This is a genomic window from Nocardiopsis sp. iso_238, from assembly GCF_056173325.1.
In genome coordinates, this window is record NZ_CM149668.1 from 3,813,405 (window position 1) to 3,831,040 (window position 17,636).

Annotated in this window: 16 protein-coding genes; 9 read left to right on the plus strand and 7 right to left on the minus strand. The window is 71.0% G+C overall.

The window, feature by feature from the left end; genetic code table 11:
• Positions 1-112 precede the first annotated feature (112 nt).
• A complete protein-coding gene (gene ku, locus AC0VYL_RS17305) occupies positions 113-1,066 on the plus strand; it encodes a non-homologous end joining protein Ku (protein WP_475480846.1) in 954 nt (317 codons plus the stop codon).
• Here the strand turns inward: ku and AC0VYL_RS17310 are convergent, their stop codons facing one another.
• Positions 1,067-2,017: an ATP-dependent DNA ligase gene (locus AC0VYL_RS17310; RefSeq protein WP_475483530.1), complete on the minus strand. Its 951-nt coding sequence runs from the start codon at positions 2,015-2,017 to the stop codon at positions 1,067-1,069.
• Between the two features lie 173 nt (positions 2,018-2,190).
• Between AC0VYL_RS17310 and AC0VYL_RS17315 the strand changes: the two genes are divergently transcribed.
• Positions 2,191-3,351, plus strand: coding sequence for an alpha-hydroxy-acid oxidizing protein (locus AC0VYL_RS17315; protein ID WP_475480847.1), 1,161 nt, complete (start codon positions 2,191-2,193; stop codon positions 3,349-3,351).
• A gap of 91 nt (positions 3,352-3,442) precedes the next feature.
• Here AC0VYL_RS17315 and AC0VYL_RS17320 read toward each other — a convergent pair whose 3' ends face one another.
• On the minus strand, positions 3,443-4,882 hold the full coding sequence (locus tag AC0VYL_RS17320; RefSeq protein ID WP_475454067.1) for a helix-turn-helix domain-containing protein: 1,440 nt from the start codon (positions 4,880-4,882) through the stop codon (positions 3,443-3,445).
• A 217-nt stretch (positions 4,883-5,099) separates the two neighbouring features.
• Here AC0VYL_RS17320 and aceA point away from each other — a divergent pair, with 217 nt between their 5' ends.
• From aceA to AC0VYL_RS17335, 3 genes are all read left to right on the plus strand, one after another.
• Positions 5,100-6,398, plus strand: a complete 1,299-nt coding sequence (aceA, locus tag AC0VYL_RS17325) for an isocitrate lyase (protein ID WP_475454069.1) — start codon at positions 5,100-5,102, stop codon at positions 6,396-6,398.
• Positions 6,399-6,679: 281 nt separating this feature from the next.
• Positions 6,680-6,949, plus strand: a complete 270-nt coding sequence (locus tag AC0VYL_RS17330) for a hypothetical protein (protein WP_475480848.1) — start codon at positions 6,680-6,682, stop codon at positions 6,947-6,949.
• Positions 6,950-6,988: 39 nt separating this feature from the next.
• Positions 6,989-7,846, plus strand: coding sequence for a CPBP family intramembrane glutamic endopeptidase (locus AC0VYL_RS17335; protein WP_475480849.1), 858 nt, complete (start codon positions 6,989-6,991; stop codon positions 7,844-7,846).
• 13 nt (positions 7,847-7,859) lie between these two features.
• Here the strand turns inward: AC0VYL_RS17335 and AC0VYL_RS17340 are convergent, their stop codons facing one another.
• On the minus strand, positions 7,860-9,131 hold the full coding sequence (locus AC0VYL_RS17340; protein WP_475480850.1) for a CynX/NimT family MFS transporter: 1,272 nt from the start codon (positions 9,129-9,131) through the stop codon (positions 7,860-7,862).
• Between the two features lie 168 nt (positions 9,132-9,299).
• On the opposite strand from AC0VYL_RS17340, the gene AC0VYL_RS17345 reads away from it, so the two are divergent.
• Entirely contained in the window at positions 9,300-10,001 is a 702-nt protein-coding gene (locus AC0VYL_RS17345) for a FadR/GntR family transcriptional regulator (protein ID WP_475463115.1), read from the plus strand.
• An 84-nt stretch (positions 10,002-10,085) separates the two neighbouring features.
• Here the strand turns inward: AC0VYL_RS17345 and AC0VYL_RS17350 are convergent, their stop codons facing one another.
• The 3 genes from AC0VYL_RS17350 to AC0VYL_RS17360 form a co-directional block, all read right to left on the minus strand.
• Positions 10,086-10,832, minus strand: coding sequence for an RraA family protein (locus tag AC0VYL_RS17350; protein WP_475463117.1), 747 nt, complete (start codon positions 10,830-10,832; stop codon positions 10,086-10,088).
• 224 nt (positions 10,833-11,056) lie between these two features.
• Positions 11,057-11,932, minus strand: coding sequence for a dihydropteroate synthase (gene folP / locus AC0VYL_RS17355; RefSeq protein WP_475480851.1), 876 nt, complete (start codon positions 11,930-11,932; stop codon positions 11,057-11,059).
• 107 nt (positions 11,933-12,039) lie between these two features.
• On the minus strand, positions 12,040-12,948 hold the full coding sequence (locus AC0VYL_RS17360; protein WP_475454078.1) for an Lrp/AsnC family transcriptional regulator: 909 nt from the start codon (positions 12,946-12,948) through the stop codon (positions 12,040-12,042).
• Positions 12,949-13,396: 448 nt separating this feature from the next.
• Here AC0VYL_RS17360 and AC0VYL_RS17365 point away from each other — a divergent pair, with 448 nt between their 5' ends.
• The 3 genes from AC0VYL_RS17365 to AC0VYL_RS17375 all read left to right on the plus strand — a co-directional run bounded on the left by AC0VYL_RS17365 (position 13,397) and on the right by AC0VYL_RS17375 (position 16,882).
• Positions 13,397-14,947, plus strand: a complete 1,551-nt coding sequence (locus tag AC0VYL_RS17365; RefSeq protein WP_475480852.1) for an LCP family protein — start codon at positions 13,397-13,399, stop codon at positions 14,945-14,947.
• Positions 14,948-15,178: 231 nt separating this feature from the next.
• Complete coding sequence (locus AC0VYL_RS17370) at positions 15,179-15,901, plus strand: cell wall anchor protein (protein WP_475480853.1); 723 nt, start codon at positions 15,179-15,181, stop codon at positions 15,899-15,901.
• Positions 15,902-16,084: 183 nt separating this feature from the next.
• Entirely contained in the window at positions 16,085-16,882 is a 798-nt protein-coding gene (locus AC0VYL_RS17375) for a VldE C-terminal domain-containing protein (RefSeq protein ID WP_475480854.1), read from the plus strand.
• 84 nt (positions 16,883-16,966) lie between these two features.
• Here the strand turns inward: AC0VYL_RS17375 and AC0VYL_RS17380 are convergent, their stop codons facing one another.
• Positions 16,967-17,176 carry a dodecin gene (locus AC0VYL_RS17380; RefSeq protein WP_475454086.1) on the minus strand — a complete coding sequence of 70 codons (210 nt, stop codon included), beginning with the start codon at positions 17,174-17,176 and terminating at the stop codon, positions 16,967-16,969.
• Between the last annotated feature and the right edge of the window lie 460 nt (positions 17,177-17,636).

A 17,636-nucleotide genomic window follows, 5' to 3' on the forward strand; every position in this document is an offset into this window, starting at 1 on the left:
AGTCTGGACAGGCACAACGACGCGCTCCCACGCGGAACGGGGAAGAGTCCTGACACACACCTGTCCGGTGTTTGCCGCCCCGCTACCACACTGGAGGGAGGGGGTGTGAGCAGTGCCTGGAACCGTGTGGACCGGAACGATCAGCTTCGGACTGGTGTCGGTCGGCGTGCGCATGTACTCCGCACGCGAGAGGCACGGACCGACCGTCCACCAGTTCGTGCGCGGCACCAACGCGCGCGTGCGTTACCAGCGGGTCAACGAGGACACCGGCGAACGCGTGGCCAACGAGGACATCGTCAAGGGAGCCGAGGTCGACGACTCCGACTCCTACGTGCTCCTGGAACCCGCGGACCTGGAGCAGATCCAGCCCGGGCGGAGCAGGACGCTGGAGATCACCGGGTTCATCTCCGCCGAGGACGTCGATCCGCTGTGGTTCTCGTCCACCTACTACCTGGGACCGGACAAGAGTTCGTCGAAGCCGTACCGGTTGCTCCTGGCCGCGCTGGAGGAGTCCGGCCGGGCGGGTCTCGGAACGCTGGTCATGCGCAACCGGCAGCACCTGGCCCTGATCGCTCCGCAGCAGGGCGTCCTGACGGCAAGCACCCTCTACTGGCCGGACGAGATCCGCGACCCCGAGGACGTCATGCGCCCTCCGACGGGCGAGGTCGACCAGGGAGAGCTCAGGCTCGCCTCCCAGCTGATCGACGCGATGACCGCCGACTGGGAGCCCTCACAGTACTCCGACGAGTACGAGCGGCGGCTGGAGGACCTGATCGCCACGAAGGCGCGGGGCGGCACCGTCAGCTACGAGGGCAGGGAGCCCGAGGAGAAGGGCGAGGGCAAGGTCGTCGCGCTCGACGACGCTCTCCGCGCGTCGTTGAAGCAGAGGCGCGAGAAGCGGGCCGCGAAGTCCGGACGCCGCGGCCGCGCTCCGGCGCCGCGCTCCTCCGAAGACCACCGGCCCACCAAGGGCGAGCTCATGGAGCAGGCCAGGAAGCTCGACATCCCCGGTCGTTCACGCATGACCAGGGACGAACTGGCCGACGCGGTCGCGGACGCCGGCTGACTACTCCGTGTCCAGGTCCCGGGGCACGTCCTCGGGCACCAGGTCGGTGCGCGCGCGGAGGAACTGGACGACGTGCCGCCACCGGCCGGACACCTCGGCCGAGTCCGGGCACACCTCCACCACCAGGTCCGGTACGACCCGTGTGTAGGTCTGGCGGGAGGCGTCCCCGCCCCATGTCGCGGCGAGGAGCCGGGGCCAGGGGTGGTCGTCGGTCTTGACCACGTGCCCCGCGACCTCCTCGGACTCGTCCGGGGAGAGGTCCGAGGTCCGCCCCGCCACCCGCAGCTCGCCGGTCGCGGAGTCCACGCGGCCCAGGATGAGCGCGCGGGGGGCCCGCGCGTGCCCGACGATCCCGCCCACGATCGCCTCGGTGGTGACGCGGTGCTTCCACTTGCGCCAGTCCCTGCGGCCCGGACGGTAGGAGCGGCGCGCGTCCTTGATCATCACGCCCTCCACTCCCACGGCGGGCATCTCGTCCCACCACTGCATGGCGACCTCGGGGTTGTCGGTCTGCCAGCCGAGCGTGAGCGGCGAGGGCTGCTCGACCAGCTCCATGAGACGTTCCAGTTCCCCGCGCCGGTGGGAGAGCGCCCGGTGCGTGAGGTCCCGGCCACCGGCCCTCAGCAGGTCGAATACCACGAGGTGGCACGGGTCGGTGCGCGCCAGGGCGCGGGCGTGGCGGACCGAGGCACCGTTCCGCCTCAGCAGGGCCCCGAAGTCCAGCCGCCCGTCGTCCGCCCACCGGATGATCTCCCCGTCCAGCAGGACGCCCTCGGGGAGCTGGCTGTCCAGGGCCTCCACGATCTCGGGGAAGCGCTGTGACAGCGACCTCCCCTGCCTGCTGTCCATGCGCACGGGCCCGGTCTCGGCCAGGCACCGGAAGCCGTCCCACTTCGGCTCGTAGAGCAGGCTCTCACCCATGGGGAAATGATCGACGGCGCTCGCGAGCATCGGTTCCACGCCCGCCCCCTACCCCGCACCAGCTCATCGGGAGACCAACACCCAGCTAAGGGTGGGTGGGACCCGTCATTCCACGGTGCTCTCCCGTCCCCCGCGGCACTTGACACGCGCGCGTGCCCGTCTGAATGATGCGGGTCCCACCCCACCCCCTTCCGGAGGCGACCATGGCTTCGCACTACGGCGACTACCAGCTGGAGATCTACCTCAACGGCCTCACCGGTGTCGTTCCCTCCCACCCCGTGGCCTTCGCCGAACTGGAGCGCAGGGCGGCCGAGGCGCTCCCACCGTGGGTGTGGTCCTACGTGGCGGGCGGCGCGGGCGACGAGTACACCCAGGACGCCAACACCGCCGCGTTCCGGAGGTGGGGCCTGTACCCCCGCATGTTCGTGGGCGCCAAGGAGCGCGACACCAGCGTCGAACTGTGCGGGATCCGCCTGCCCTCGCCGCTCATGATGGCCCCGGTCGGGGTGGTCGGCCTCTGTTCCCAGGACGGGCACGGGGACCTGGCCACGGCGGAGGCCGCGGCGCGCACCGGGGTCCCGATGATCGCCTCCACCCTGTCCCAGGACCCGATGGAGGAGGTCGCCGCGCGGTTCGGTGACACTCCCGGGTTCTTCCAGCTGTACACGCCGACCGACCGCGAGCTGGCGGCCAGCCTGGTCCGCCGCGCCGAGGCGGCCGGGTTCGCGGGGATCGTCGTCACCCTGGACACCTGGGTCACCGGCTGGCGCCCGCGTGACCTGGCCACCGCGAACATGCCGATGCTGCGCGGCCACTGCCTGGCCAACTACACGTCCGACCCCGTCTTCCAGGAGCGGGTGGGCGCGGACGCCCCGCGCGACGCGGTGGTGGCGCACTGGGCCGGTGTCTTCGGCAACCCCTTGACCTGGGACGACCTTCCGTGGTTGCGGTCCCTGACCGACCTGCCGCTGATCGTGAAGGGCGTGTGCCACCCCGACGACGCCCGGCGGGCGGCGGACGGGGGCGTGGACGCCGTCTACGTCTCCAACCACGGCGGCCGCCAGGCCAACGGCGGCATCCCGGCCCTGGAGTGTCTGCCGGACGTGGCCGCCGCCACGGACCTGCCGGTGGTCTTCGACTCCGGGGTGCGGTCCGGCAGCGACGCGGTCAAGGCCCTGGCGCTGGGGGCCACGGCGGTGGCGGTCGGCCGCCCCTACGTCTACGGGCTGGCCCTGGGCGGGGCGGACGGAATCGTGCACGTGCTGCGGTCCCTGCTGGCCGAGGCGGACCTGCTCATGGCGGTCGACGGCTACCCGTCGTTGGCCGACCTCACCCCGGAGGCGCTGCGGGACCTGCGCGCCTGAGCGGTTCCGGGTACGGGGCGGAGAGACCGTGAGGGGACCGACGCCTTACGCGTCGGCCCCCTCACACGGGTACCGGTGGAGGGTCCGGGGCTCAGTCCTGGCTGTGGCCCTCCAGGAAGGTGTAGACGTCGTGCTCGTCCACGCCGGGGAAGGTGCCCGACGGCAGGGCCGACAGCACGTGGGAGTGGGCGCGGGCCGAGGGCCACACGTTGCCCTCCCAGCGGCTGGCGAGCTGGGCGGGCGGACGCACGCAGCACTCGCCGTTGGGGCAGTTGGACTTGGTGCGGTTGGTGGTCTCGCGTCCTCGGAACCAGCGGGACTCCTTGTAGGGCACGCCCAGGGTGATGGCGAAGTTGCGCTCGCGGCTGGGGTCCACGTGGGCGACGCACCAATGGGTGCCGTTGGGCTTGTCCGTGTACTGGTAGTAGATCGAGTACCGGTCGGGTGACTGGAAGACCTGGCGGCCCGACCACTGGCGGCACATGCGCTGGCCCTCGATGGCACCGCTGTCGTCGGTGGGGAAGACCAGGCCGTCGTTCTCGTAGGCCTTGTAGATGATGCCGGTCTCGTCGTTGCGGATGAAGTGGCAGACCAGGTCCAGGTGGCGGTGGGCCAGGTTGGTGAACCGGTGCGCCGCCATCTCGTAGGAGACGGAGTAGACGTCCCGCAGGTCCTCCACGGACAGGTCGCGCGCCTTCTTCGCCTCCTGGAGGTAGGTGACCGCCGTGGTCTCGGGGATGAGGACGGCGGCGGCGAAGTAGTTGGCCTCCACGCGCTGGCGGAGGAAGTCACCGAAGTCGCGGGGCTGGTTGTGGCCGAGGATCACGTGGCCGAGCGTCTGGAGGAGGATCGTGCGCGGGCTGTGCATGCCCAGCGTGGTCTCGCGCTTGAGGTAGATGCGCCGGTTGACGTGGTCGGTCAGGGAGCGCACCGAGCGGGGGAGGTCCTGGACGTACCTCAGGGAGAACCCGTGGTGGGTGGCGATCGCGAGGATCTGCCCCTGGGAGAGGGGCCCGGCCGTGTAGTTGACCGCCGAGAGGGTGTCGGCGGCCGCGGCCTCGATGGTCTCGAAGTAGTTGCCCCGCTCCCGCATCTGGCGGCGCAGGTCGGCGTTGGCCCGGCGCGCCTCCTCGGGGGTGGCGGTCGGCTTGGCGTTACGCCTCTTGAGCTCGTCGTAGAGCCCGACGATGTGTTCGAGGACGTCGTTGGGGACCCGCTTGCCCACCTTCAGGTGCGGGAGGTTGAGGCCCTGGTACAGGGAGTCGCGCTGGGCCTCCTCCACCGCGATCTCCAGCTGCGCGCGGCGGCTCGGGGGCTGCTTCGACAGGAGTTCCTCGACGGACACGTCGAGGGCGGAGGCCAGGGACGTGAGCAGGGAGAGCTTCGGCTCACGTTTCCCGTTCTCCAGCAGGGAGAGCTGCGAGGGCGCCCGCCCGACGCGCTCCCCCAGGTCGGACAGGGTCATCCCGCGCGCCTTGCGCAGATGTCGGAGCCTCTGGCCAAACGTGACGAGATCCAGGTCACCTGTCAAAGACGGTATTTCTTCAGCACCAAAGTACGCCATGGCTTCATCTTACGGAAAGAAACAACGATCTTCACCCGATTTCGAGTGGAAAACCCTTGGATCTTGCCCAAGAATCATAGTTACCGGCGGGGAACTTACCGCTCAGGGGCTCACCCCCTGGCCCTTGGGAGGACTCTCGACCGGTGCGAAGACCTTGGGGACTACACGTAAGGCGGGAACGAACATGAGCACCAGCGCTCGACGTCAGGAAGCCAGCGCCGCACTCCAGCGCGACTGGGAGACCAACCCCCGGTGGGCCGGTATCGAGCGCACCTACTCCGCCGACGACGTCGTCAAGCTGCGCGGTTCGGTCACCGAGGAGCACACCCTGGCCCGGCGCGGCGCCGAACGCCTGTGGGACCTGCTCCACACCGAGGACTACGTCAACAGCCTGGGCGCGCTCACCGGCAACCAGGCGGTCCAGCAGGTCCGCGCCGGCCTCAAGGCCATCTACCTCTCCGGGTGGCAGGTCGCGGCCGACGCCAACCTCTCCGGCAGCACCTACCCGGACCAGAGCCTCTACCCGGCCAACTCGGTCCCGGCCGTCGTCCGCCGCATCAACAACGCGCTCCTGCGCGCCGACCAGATCACCTGGTCCGAGGGTGACGACACCGCCCCCGAGTGGCTGGCCCCGATCGTGGCCGACGCCGAGGCCGGCTTCGGCGGCGTCCTCAACGCCTACGAGCTCATGAAGGGCATGATCGCCTCGGGCGCGGCCGGTGTCCACTGGGAGGACCAGCTCGCCTCCGAGAAGAAGTGCGGCCACCTGGGCGGGAAGGTCCTCATCCCGACCAGCCAGCACGTCAAGACCCTGAACGCCGCCCGCCTCGCCGCGGACGTCGCCGGTGTCCCCTCCCTGGTCATCGCGCGGACCGACGCCCAGGCCGCGACCCTGATCACCAGCGACATCGACGAGCGCGACCAGGCCTTCACCACCGGTGAGCGCACCGCCGAGGGCTTCTACCGCTTCCGCAACGGCGTCGAGGCCTGCGTGGCCCGCGGCCTCGCCTACGCCCCGCACTCCGACCTGCTCTGGATGGAGACCGCGACCCCGGACCTGGAGGTCGCCCGCGACTTCGCCGAGCGCATCAAGGCCGAGTACCCGGACCAGATGCTGGCCTACAACTGCTCGCCGTCCTTCAACTGGAAGCGTCACCTCGACGACGCGACCATCGCGAAGTTCCAGCGCGAGCTCGGCCACATGGGCTACAAGTTCCAGTTCATCACCCTGGCGGGCTTCCACTCGCTCAACCACTCGATGTTCAACCTGGCCAAGGGCTACGCCCAGAACGGCATGACGTCGTACGTCGAGCTCCAGGAGGCCGAGTTCGCGTCCGAGGCCGACGGTTACACCGCCACCCGCCACCAGCGCGAGGTCGGCACCGGCTACTTCGACGCGATCAGCACGACCATCTCCCCCGAGGCCAGCACCACGGCTCTCACCGGCTCCACCGAAGAAGACCAGTTCTCAGCGGCTCACTGACCCTGGTCTTCGTTCCCTGAGGCCGTCCCTCCCCGCTTTCGTGGCTGGGGCGGGGCGGGACGGCCTCCCCCTGGCCGTCGGCCATGCGCGGTCCGTGTCACTCGCGCATGGTCGGCGGCCTTCGTGTGTCCGAAACCCCCGCGCCCGCCCGCGTGGGAGCGGTACGCGTATACGGTGGCTCCAAGCAACGGGTGACGGAACCGTCGAGCCCGCCCCCCACGGCCTCGGGACGTTCCGACCGACCGCCCCGAGCACCCTTTCGCCAAGCACACGGAGCCGACGTGAAACTCGACGACATCAGCAGAGTGACCCTCTCCACGACCCGACGGGTGGTGGCGGCCAGCGCGATCGCCGCCGTCGCCGTCTTCGGCGCGGCCGCCTGCGAGAACACCGACGACCTCGAGCAGGAGGTCAAGGACGGGATCGAGCAGGAGGTCGAGGAGAACATCGAGCAGGGCATCGACGACGCCATCGGCGGCGATGACGAGGGCGGCGACGGTGAAGGCGGGGGTGACGGCGACGAGGACGGTGACGAGGGCGACGACGAGTAGGTCGCTCACCTCTCCGTCGACAGCGCGTAGATTCGACGCGTGACCGACAGAACCGACCCGAACCCGCGCGCTCCCCGCCCCTCCCCCACCGGCTCCGCCGGGCCCGCCGAGGGGACGCGCGCGGGAACCACCGTCCAGCACCAGCTCGCCAGCCGCTCCCTGATGCGCTGGGAGGTGCTGTGCGTCCTCGCCCTGTCGCTGGGCGCCGCCGCCGTGTCGGCGGTCATCTCGTTCCTGGGCGTGCTCACCTCGCCCGAGTCGATGGCCGACCAGACCGCCAACCTCATCCGCTCGCGCGCCGAGGACCGGCCGTGGCTGGACCTGTCCTTCCAGCTGTACTCGGTGGTCTTCGCCTTCGCCCCCGTCGCGCTGGTGGTGTACCTGCTGCACCGGGGCGGCGAGTCCGCGCGCACCGTCGGCTTCGACCTGCGCCGACCGGGGTTCGACACCTGGAGCGGGCTGGCCCTGGCCGCGCTGATCGGCACCGGCGGGCTCGTCGTGTACCTGGTCTCCTGGCAGCTCGGGCTCACCCGCACCATCGTGCCCAGCACGCTGGACGGCAACTGGTGGGACACCCCGGTCCTGGTGCTCCAGGCGCTGAAGAACGGCGTCCTGGAGGAGGTGATCGTGGTGGGCTACCTGCTGCACCGGCTGGGACAGATGGGGTGGGCGCCGTGGAAGGCGGTGCTGGCCAGTTCGGTCCTGCGCGCCTTCTACCACCTGTACCAGGGTGTGGGGATGTTCTTCGGCAACCTGGTCATGGGGCTGGTGTTCGGCTGGTTCTACCTGCGCTACGGACGGGTGATGCCGCTGGTGGTGGCCCACACGGTGATCGACGTCGTGGCGTTCGTGGGCGCCGTGTACCTCATCGGCCGCATCGACTGGCTGCCGGTCTGACCCGGCGGGGGGCTCAGGACCGGCGCGCCGCCGCCCGGGCGGCGATGGCGTCCTCCAGATAGCGGGGACGGCCGAGCAGGAGGCCCACGACGAGGTTGAGGAGCACCAGACCGATGACCATCGCCATCGGGGCGTGCCAGCCGCCGCTCACCTCGTGCAGGAGCCCGAACAGGAACGGCCCGGCTCCGCCGAGCAGGTAGCCGAGACTCTGGCTGGAGGCGGACATGGCCGCGGTGCCCTCGGCGGTGCGGGTGCGTACGGCGAAGATGGTCAGCGCCATGACGAAGCTGCCCAGGCCGATCCCGACGAAGGTCGTCCACACCCAGGTGCCGTTGAGCGGGGACACCCACATCCCGGCGAAGCCGATCAGGTACGCGGTGACGAAGAGCAGCACGAAGGGGCGCTGGTCGCGCACACGGACGATGATCGAGGGCATGATCAGCGACATCGGGATGCCCAGGGCGGTGAGGTAGGCGAGCATCACCCCGGCGGACTGGGCGTCCAGGCCCTGGTCGCGGAGCATCTGCGCGAACCAGCCGAACATGATGTAGGCGATCGAGGACTGGGTGCCGAAGTACAGGACGGACTGCCAGCCGATCCCGGTGCCGAGTACCTGTCGGACGCTGAGGGCCTCGCGGGCGTCGCCGGGGGCGGGTTCGTGGCGCAGGGCCAGCAGCCACGGCAGGGCCGCGACGAGCCCGAAGAGGGCGTAGGCGCCGAGGGCGATCCGCCAGTTACCCGTGGCCTGTTCCAGGGGAACGGTGGCGGCGGCCGCGATCGCGGTGCCCACGGCCAGACCGGTGGTGTACACGGTGGTCATCAGGCCCACGCGGTGCGGGAAGTGCTGCTTGACCAGGGCCGGGAGGATGACGTTGCCGACGGCTCCGCCGGAGAGCGCCACGACGCTCAGGGCGAGGAAGAGCCAGGGTTCGGGGGCCATGGCCCGCGTGACGAGGCCGAGGGTGACGGCGGTCAGGGCGAGGACGAGCAGGCGGTGGGAGCCGAGACGGCGGCTGAGCAGTGGGGTGAGCCCGCCGAAGACCGCGAAGCACAGGACGGGGAGCGTCGTGAGGACACCGGCGCCCACGGCGGTCATGCCCAGTCCCTGGGTGACCTCGCCGAGGACGGGCCCCACGCTGGTGATCGCGGTGCGCAGGTTGAGCGCGGCGAGGGCGATCGCGACGGCGATCAGCAGGAGAGCCGCGCGGGACGCGGCTCGGTGCTGGTCGGTGCCGGAAGGAGGGGTGCCCTGCGCGGCGTTCTCGCGCGTGGGGGTGACGCTCATAGGACGTGGCTCACAAATTCGTAGGATGACCCTATGTACTTCATGAGGATAACGCATTGACGTTCGGGGCCTATTCCTGCGCCCAACTGGTCTAGGCTCCGTCCTTAACCGTTCCCTACCCGTGCGCTGGGCCTGTCATCCGGCGACCCGCCCCTAGGAGGTATGAGCGTGCCCCTCGCGTCGACACGCCGGACCGGTCTCGTCGACCAGGTCATCAGTCAGCTACGAGCCCAGATCGACTCCGGTGAGTGGGGCGTCGGTGATCGCATCCCCACCGAGTCCGAACTGTCCGAACAACTGGAGGTCGGCCGCAACACCGTCCGCGAGGCGGTCAGAGCCCTGGCCCACGCGGGTCTGCTGGAGATCCGCCAGGGCGCGGGGACCTTCGTCCGCGCCTCCAGTGAGCTCGGCGGGGCCCTGCGCCGCCGCCTCGAACGCTCCCGGCTGCGGGAGAACCTGGAGGTGCGCCGCGCCCTGGAGGTGGAGGCCGCGCGCCTGGCCGCCATGCGCCACAGCAAGGAGGACATGGCCGACATCGACCGCGCCATGGCCCTGCGCGAGGAGGCCTGGCGGACCAAGGACATGGGCGCCTTCGTGGAGGCCGACTTCACCTTCCACCGCGCGGTGGTCAACGCCACGCACAACACCCTGCTGATCGACCTGTACGACGACATCGCCCAGGTCGTCTACGCCAGCATCGCGCACACCGCCTACGAGCAGAGCGCCGAGGCCTCCGACCGCCCCTCCTCCGCCACCGAGGGGATCGACCACAGCGGCCTCACCGAGGCCGTCCGGGAGGCGGACCCCGTCCGTGCCGCCCGCGAGGCCACCTGTTACCTCGACGAGCTCCTCTCGCTCACCGAGGACTGAGCGCCGGGGACGAACGCGTGTGCGGGCCCGGAGCCAGTGCTGGTTCCGGGCCCGCGCCGTGGATCCCGCCGGGACGGCGCGGACTCAGTCGCCGCCGTAGACGTCGCCCACCGCCGAGCGCGGGCCCAGCCTCGGACGGGAGTGCCCCTCCGGCACCCCGCGACCGTCGCGCCGCGACCCTATCGACCTCGGACGGCCGCGCCGGGTCCCCCGGTCGGCGGCCCCCTCCCAGCCGGTCACCCTGGACGGGTCCAGGTCCAGGAGGTCGAGGGTGCTCTCCCCCGCGCAGACGGCGTCGATGAGTTCCCGGTCCCGGGAGACGCTGTCCATGGTCTCGGCGATGATGGTGCTCACCTGGCCGCGCGGCAGGCAGACGACACCGTCGTCGTCGGCCACGATCCAGTCGCCGCGCCGGACCGGCAGCGGGGCGGGGCCGCTCGCGTCCATGAACACCTGCTGGCCCACGGAGCCGCCCGCGTCGTGCCCGGCCTCGCGGACCGCCACCCCGGCACCGAAGACCGGCAGCTCACAGCGGGCGATCGCGGCGATGTCGCGCACGCAGCCGTCCAGGACGATCCCGGCCACGCCCCGGGTGCGGGCGGCCACGGCGAGGATCTCGTCCACGTAGCCGTACTCGGACTCTCCGGAGACGTCCACCACCAGGGCGGAGCCCGGCGGGGCCTGGGCGATCGCGACGTGCAGCGCGAGGTTGTCCCCCGGTGCGCAGCGGACGGGGAAGGCGCTCGCGGCGAACGCCGCCCCCGGCCAGACGGAGAAGAGGTGGGTCCCGAAGGGACGCCCCCCACAGCGGGCCAGGGCCACCGTCCCCACAGCCGTCAACGTCTTCGCAAGCGCCACGTCAGCCTCCATTACACCCGCGCCCGGTGCGGTCGGTTCGGACCGACCCCTTCTATACTCGCGGGTAACTTAAACGTGACGCAAGGCATGCGAGCCCGAAACACGTAAAAATGCTACCGATGGTTACATCTGGGCCGGGACCGTGTCCGTCCGGCCACCCGCGGTGGCCCCTCCCAGGCAGGGTGACCGGCGCCGCGTCAGACCACCGACGCCACCGCGTCCAGGGCGGCGCGGGCGGCCGCGACGTCGTGGACCCGGAAGACCCGGGCCCCCTCGCGGGCGGACACCGCCAACGTCGCCAGGGTCCCGTCACCGCGCTCGGTCAGCCCGGCGCTGAGGGTCTCCCCCACGAAGTCCTTGTTGGAGACCGCCACCAGCACCGGCCATCCGGTGGCCGCCAGTTCACCGAGACGGCGGGTGAGTTCGAGGGAGTGGTAGGTGTTCTTGCCGAAGTCGTGCGTGGGGTCGATCATCACCCCGTCCGGACGCACGCCCACCGACACCGCGCGTTCGGCCAGCTCGCACACCCCGGACACCACGTCCGCGACCACGTCGTCGTAGCGCACGCGGTGGGGGTCGGTGCGCGGGGCCAGCCCCCCGCTGTGGCTGCACACCAGGCCGGTGCCGAACTCCGCCGCGACCCGGGCCAGGTCCGGGTCGGCCCCCGCCCAGGTGTCGTTGATCATGTCCGCCCCGGCCTCGGCGCAGGCCCGGCCCACCCCGGCCCGCCAGGTGTCCACCGAGATCACCACGTCGGGGTGGCGGTCCCGGAGCTCGCGGACGAACGGCACGGTGCGGCGGACCTCCTCCGCCTCGTCCACGTGCGCGCCGTACCCCGCCTTGACCCCGCCGACATCGATCACGTCCACCCCGGCCGCCACGGCGTGGTCGGCGGAGGCCAGCGCGGCCTCCAGAGCGTAGGTGGCGCCCCTGTCGTAGAACGAGTCGGGGGTCCGGTTGATCACCCCCATCACCGCGAAGCGCCGACCCGCGAAGGTCCGCCCGCGCAACCGCAGTGTGCCCGGTTCGCGCTTGGCTGCTGTCTCCGGCGTCTCCGGACCGTCCGTCACCATGACTCCATCCTCGGGTACGGGTGGGGCGGACGACCACCCGCCCCACCCGCTCACGACCCGGGACCCGTGCCCCGCGCCGTGAACCGGCCCTCGCGTTCCGCCCGGGATCAGCCGGGGCCCCAGCCGAGCGAGCGCTCACCGCCCCGGCGCTCCTTGCGGACCTGGAGATGGTCCCAGGTCTCCACGTGCGCGACCCCGGCCGTGCCCCGGATCCGCTCCAGCGCCTCCACCAGTTGGAAACGGTCCGGCGCCGTGAGCGTCCCGACCACGTCGTAACGACCGAAGCCGCTGGCCAGGAACGAGATCCGCCCCATGTTCGCCATGGCCGTGCCCAGCGCGTCCGCGTCACCCCGGCAACGGAGTCCGAAGCCGAGCTGTTCGTTGGCGCCCACCGCCGACGGTTCCACCAGCGCGGTCACGTGCACCACGCCCGAGTTGAGCAGGCGCACCACCCGGGACCGGGCCGCCGCCTGCGACAGCCCCACCTGCCGGGCCAGGTCGGCGTACGAGGCCCGACCGTCCTTCAGCAGCCTCCGAACCAGACGCCAGTCCAGCGCGTCCAACTCGATGTCGCGGAGTTCACGCACACTGCTGTGGGCGTCCTTGTACACGGCGTTGGCGCGGAAGACCTCCGCGCCCTCCACACCCGGCAGTGAGCGCAGTTCGGTGAGCTCCTTGGTCAGGGCCGCGTCGTCGGCGACCCTGACCTGCGCGACGGCCGGGAACCTCCCGGCGGCCTGCGCGGCGAAGGTCACGGCCTCGCGTTCCCCCAGCGCCTCGAGCATCGGACCGACCGGTCCGCTGACCCGGAACGACACGTGACCGAGGACCTCCATACCCACGACCCCGGCGTGCAGCACGCCGACGATCCTGATCGCCCCCGACTGCACCAACTGGCGGACTCTGGCGCGGACCGCCGTCCTGGACAGGCCCACCCCGTCCGCCAGGGCCTGGAACGTCGCTCTGCCGTCCCCCTGCAACGCCCGCATGAGCGCGGCGTCAACCGCATCGAGCACGATGGTTGCCTTTCGTTCCCATGACGCCGCCCTTACCCCCGGACGACGCCCCCTCCTCCGGCCAGATCATCGCAGTTGTGGAGCCGCTTCACTACTGATCGCCAAAGAAATCGGTTGATTCACCCCTTTGACCGGCCGGACAGCGCCGTCCAATGCCCCATCAGGCAACTCTCGACCACATAACAGACTTGTATAGAACACCCCTTATGAGGTGGCCACTGTGCACACAACCCCGACAAAGCGCCACACTGATCACACGGGTCCGCGTGACGCCCGCCGCGGGCGCCCACGGCACACCGCGCGGGACGACCGACGGGCCGAGCCCCCGCGCACACCTGGGAAAGGGCATAAGCACAGAAAGTGACCGCCCACGGAGACCGTGGCGCGAACAATCAGGAGTAGAGGACGGGGCGGCCCTGATCGCCCCGCGGCTTGAGAGGAAACGCTGGTGGCAGCGGAGGACGAGCGGCGGGACAAGGCGCCCACGCGCCTGAGCACGGGAAGGGCGCTGCTGTGGACCGCCGCGTCGCTTCCCCTCCCCGGTGTGGCGCACCTGCGCATGAGGCGCCGGTTCGCCGGGACCGTGCTCCTCGGCGCCTACCTGGCGGGGATCGCCGCCCTGGTCTTCTGGCTGTTCCGGATCGGCACCCACGAGTCCGGCGCGATGACCGTGCTGGCCGGGATGGCCGTGCAGGACCGCTGGCTGCTGGGCCTGATGGGCGCCGTGTTCGTGGTCGTGGTGCTGTGGTTGACCGTGATCGTGCACTCGTGGACCATCACCCGCCCCGAGGGCGCCCGGTTCGGCCATCGCCTCCTCGGCGGGGTCGTGGTCCTGCTGCTGTGCCTGACCGTCGGCGCGCCCGCCGCCTGGGCGCTCCACGGCGGCTACACCGCCTACGAGACGCTGGCCGAGGTCTTCGACGCCCCCGAGCGCGACGACCTGCCCCCGCACGACGCGGCCGACCCCTGGTACGGCGCGGACCGCGTCAACGTGCTGCTGATCGGCGCGGACTCCGCCGACAACCGGTACGGCGTGCGCACCGACACCATGATGGTGGCGAGCATCGACACCGAGACCGGCGACTCGGTCCTGGTGGGGCTGCCCCGCAACCTGGAGAACGTGCACTTCCCCGAGGACAGCGCCCTCGCGGAGCGCTACCCCGAGCCGTACGGCTTCGACCTGCTGCTCAACGACGTGTACCAGACGATCGCCGAGGAGCCCGACGAACTGGCCCTCAACCCGATCGCCCAGGACCCCGCGGCGGACACCCTGAAGAAGGTGATCGGGTACAACCTCGGCCTGGAGGTCGAGTACTACACGATGGTCGACATGATGGGCTTCCGCGACCTGATCGACGCCGTGGGCGGCGTGCGGGTGCGGATCGAGGAGCCCATCCCGTACGGGGTGCACGGCGGGGTGCTGGAGCCCGGGGTGCGCCGCCTCGACGGCCACGAGGCGCTCTGGTACGGGCGGTCCCGGATCGGCTCCGACGACTACGGGCGGATGGGCCGCCAGGGGTGCCTGGTCAAGTACGTCGCGGAACAGGTCGACCCGACCACGATCCTGACGAGTTACCGGCGGCTGGCCGGGGCCACCAAGCGGACGCTCACCACCGACATCCCGCAGTCGAAGGTGCCCGCCTTCATCGAGCTGGCCGACGAGCTCACCGACCACGGTGACATGAGCGCGCTCCAGCTGTCCCCGCCGCAGGTGTCCACCGGCAACCCGGACTGGGACGAGATCAAGGAGCTGGTCGCTGAGGCGATCGGGGCCAGCGAGGAGCGCGGGGACGAGGCGCCGCTGGTCGACCCCTCCGCCTCCCCGGACGGTGACGGTCCCGAGGACGTCGAGAACCCGACCCCGGAGGAGTGGGAGGAGTGGGAGGACGACGAGCGGACCGAGTGGCAGCGCTACACCGGTCTGGACGAGCCCTCCCCCGCCGACCCGGGCCGCCAGGTCGGTTCGGAGGCCACCGACCTCGGTTCGATCTGCCCCTGAGGCACCGGTTCGGTCCGCCGAACCCCTCGGTGCCGGAGTCCGCGGCCGCCCCGACCCCGTCGGGGCGGCCGCGCTCGTTCATGCCCTGGGCGACGCGGCGGTGACCTGCTCTTCGCCCTGGACCGATGCCCCTGGGGGGTTCCGGCAAACCCCGGCGACACAGGGTGACCGGTGTCGGACAGTTGGCCACGGACCGTTGTCCGCCCCCTGCGGGCGTGTGAACCTGGCGCGGTGACCACAGCTCAGCTCTGGACTCTCGTCGCTTTGGGCGCCTTCCACGGGCTACACCCCGGCATGGGGTGGTTGCTCGCCGTCAGCAGGGGCCTCCAGGAGGGCGGACGCCGTCAGGTGCTGGCGGCCCTGCCCGCGATCGCCGTGGGGCACGCGGTCAGCGTCGCCGTCGCGGCGGTGGCGATCACCGTCACGGGGTCGGCCACCGCGTCGGTCCTCTTCCCTGTCCTGGGCGGGGGGCTGATCGTGCTGGTGGGAATGGTGATCCTGCTGTCGCGCCAGCACTTCCACTGGCGGGACGTGCGCCTGTCGCTGTGGCAGCTGACCGCCTGGTCCTTCCTGATGTCCTCGGCGCACGGGGCCGGCCTCATGGTCATGCCGGTGCTCTCGGGGCAGCTCGACCACACGCACGCGGAGGGCGGCGCCCACGCGGGACACGGGGCCGCCGGGGGCGGGACCGGCCCCGAGGCCGCCACCGAGGCGACCGCGGGAGCGTCGGTGGCCGCCGAGGGGGCGTGGAGCCTGTGGGACGCCACCCTGCTCGGGCTCGCCGCGACCGGGGTGCACTCGCTGGCCATGCTCGGCGCGGCGGGGGTGGCCGCGCTGATCGCCCACGACTTCCTCGGCGTGCACGCACTGCGCTGGAAGGGCGTGACCATGGACCGGGTCTGGGCGTTGACCCTGCTCCTGGGCGGTGTGATGGTCCTGTGGTCGGTGTGGTGACCGACGCGTCCCCCGCATCCGGCACGGCCGCCCGCGCTTGATCCGTGTCACTGTCGGGAATGAGAGTTGTTCCCGTTGTGTCCCATAGACGGAGGAGTGTGCGAGGGAGCCGGACAGTGACGGGCGCCCGGGACGTCGACGGCGGCACCGCCGCCCCGTCTCCGGCGTGGAGGGGCGGAGTGCATGACCCACAGGATTCCCGGGGCCTCCCGGGTCCACCGACGATGGCACGGACTGGTCCTGTCCGTGGCGGCCCTGGCCGTCCTGGCCGTGATCGCCGTGCTGGGCACCCAGTGGGTGGTGGCCAACCAGAACCGGAGCTTCCCCACGTCGACGCCGTGGGGGCCGGACTGCTCGGTGTGGACCGGTGAGGAGCAGGTCAGGCTCGACCGCGACGAGGCCAAGCGGGCCAGCACTGCGGCCGCCGTGATCGCCCAGGGTGAGGACGCGCCCATCTCGCGGCCCGACGTGGACGACATCCCCGACGAGGTGATGGACGCCCTGGTCAACGGGCCCGAGGACGACGCCGGACCCTCGATGAGCTGCCGCTACTCGGGCGAGGAGGTCGAGTTCGAGGAGGAGCTGGGCTCCGGGCTGACCCCGCGCGCCAAGACCCTCAAGAAGGGGATCGAGAACGACTTCGCCGACACCGAGATCGGCGGGTTCGTGGCCGGCGGGTACGACACCGGCCACGGCGAGGACTCCGCCCACTACGAGGGCCGGGCGCTCGACGTCTTCTACCGTCCGGTCAACGAGGACAACCGCCGCGAGGGGTGGCTGCTGGCGCACTGGCTGATCGCGCACGCGCCCGACTACCAGATCGACGTGATCATCTTCGACGACAAGATCTGGAGCACCCGGTACCCGTCGATGGGCTGGCGCCACTACGAGGCCGACCCGGACAACGAGATCCTGCGGCACCTGGACCACGTGCACGTGGACGTGCTGCGCGGTCCGGCGCCGGACGACGACGATTCCTGAGCGAGGGGCCGGGACCGAACCCCCACGGCCCCGGCCCCTCGCCACGCACGGACGGTGTCGCCGGTCCGGAGCCGTCGGGGGAGGTCAGTCGTCCAACCGGAAACCGACCTTGAGGCCCACCTGGAAGTGGGCGACATCGCCGTCCTCGATGTGGCCCCGGACCTCGGTGACCTCGAACCAGTCGAGCCCGCGCAGCGTGGCCGAGGCCCGCTGGATGCCGTTGCGGATCGCCTGGTCGACGCCCTCGGGAGAGGTTCCGACGATTTCCGTGACGCGGTAGGTGTGGCCGGTCATGGGTGACCCCCTGTGTAGTCGGTGGCTGGGGCCTCGCGAACCCGGCCCCGCTCCCTGCCTGCCCTCAATCCCCACCGGCCACACGGGCCCCCTGATTTACTCCCTGAACCTTTCCGGAGAACGGATCGGTGGACTTTGCTGATTGTTTCTGAGGCCTTTGGTCCCGGTTGGGGCGCCCTTGGCCAGCGGGACAGCGGTTCCGACCAGGGAATGGGCCCGGGGAAGGGGCCCGGAACGGCGGGTGAAGTGTCAGATAAGACCTGACCTGGGACTTAGGACCCGCCCTGGCGGGACTGTCCCGAGACAACGTCGTAACTCACTCTTGACGTACCCCGGGGGGCGTCGGTGTACATTGGGTCTAGCGCTTCGATCCCCCGTCGAAGCGCGGGACGATGTTTCGAGCCCCCGTCGAAACATCGCGCGACGCCGGGTGGTTTGCCCCCGTAACCACCCGGCGTCG

Coding starts and splice junctions, on each gene's coding strand:
- AC0VYL_RS17380 (WP_475454086.1), bottom strand. CDS start 17,176: ATGACCGGCCACACCTACCGCGTCACGGAAATCGTCGGAACCTCTCCC.
- AC0VYL_RS17375 (WP_475480854.1), top strand. CDS start 16,085: ATGACCCACAGGATTCCCGGGGCCTCCCGGGTCCACCGACGATGGCAC.
- AC0VYL_RS17310 (WP_475483530.1), bottom strand. CDS start 2,017: ATGCTCGCGAGCGCCGTCGATCATTTCCCCATGGGTGAGAGCCTGCTC.
- aceA (WP_475454069.1), top strand. CDS start 5,100: ATGAGCACCAGCGCTCGACGTCAGGAAGCCAGCGCCGCACTCCAGCGC.
- folP (WP_475480851.1), bottom strand. CDS start 11,932: ATGGTGACGGACGGTCCGGAGACGCCGGAGACAGCAGCCAAGCGCGAA.
- AC0VYL_RS17340 (WP_475480850.1), bottom strand. CDS start 9,131: ATGAGCGTCACCCCCACGCGCGAGAACGCCGCGCAGGGCACCCCTCCT.
- AC0VYL_RS17315 (WP_475480847.1), top strand. CDS start 2,191: ATGGCTTCGCACTACGGCGACTACCAGCTGGAGATCTACCTCAACGGC.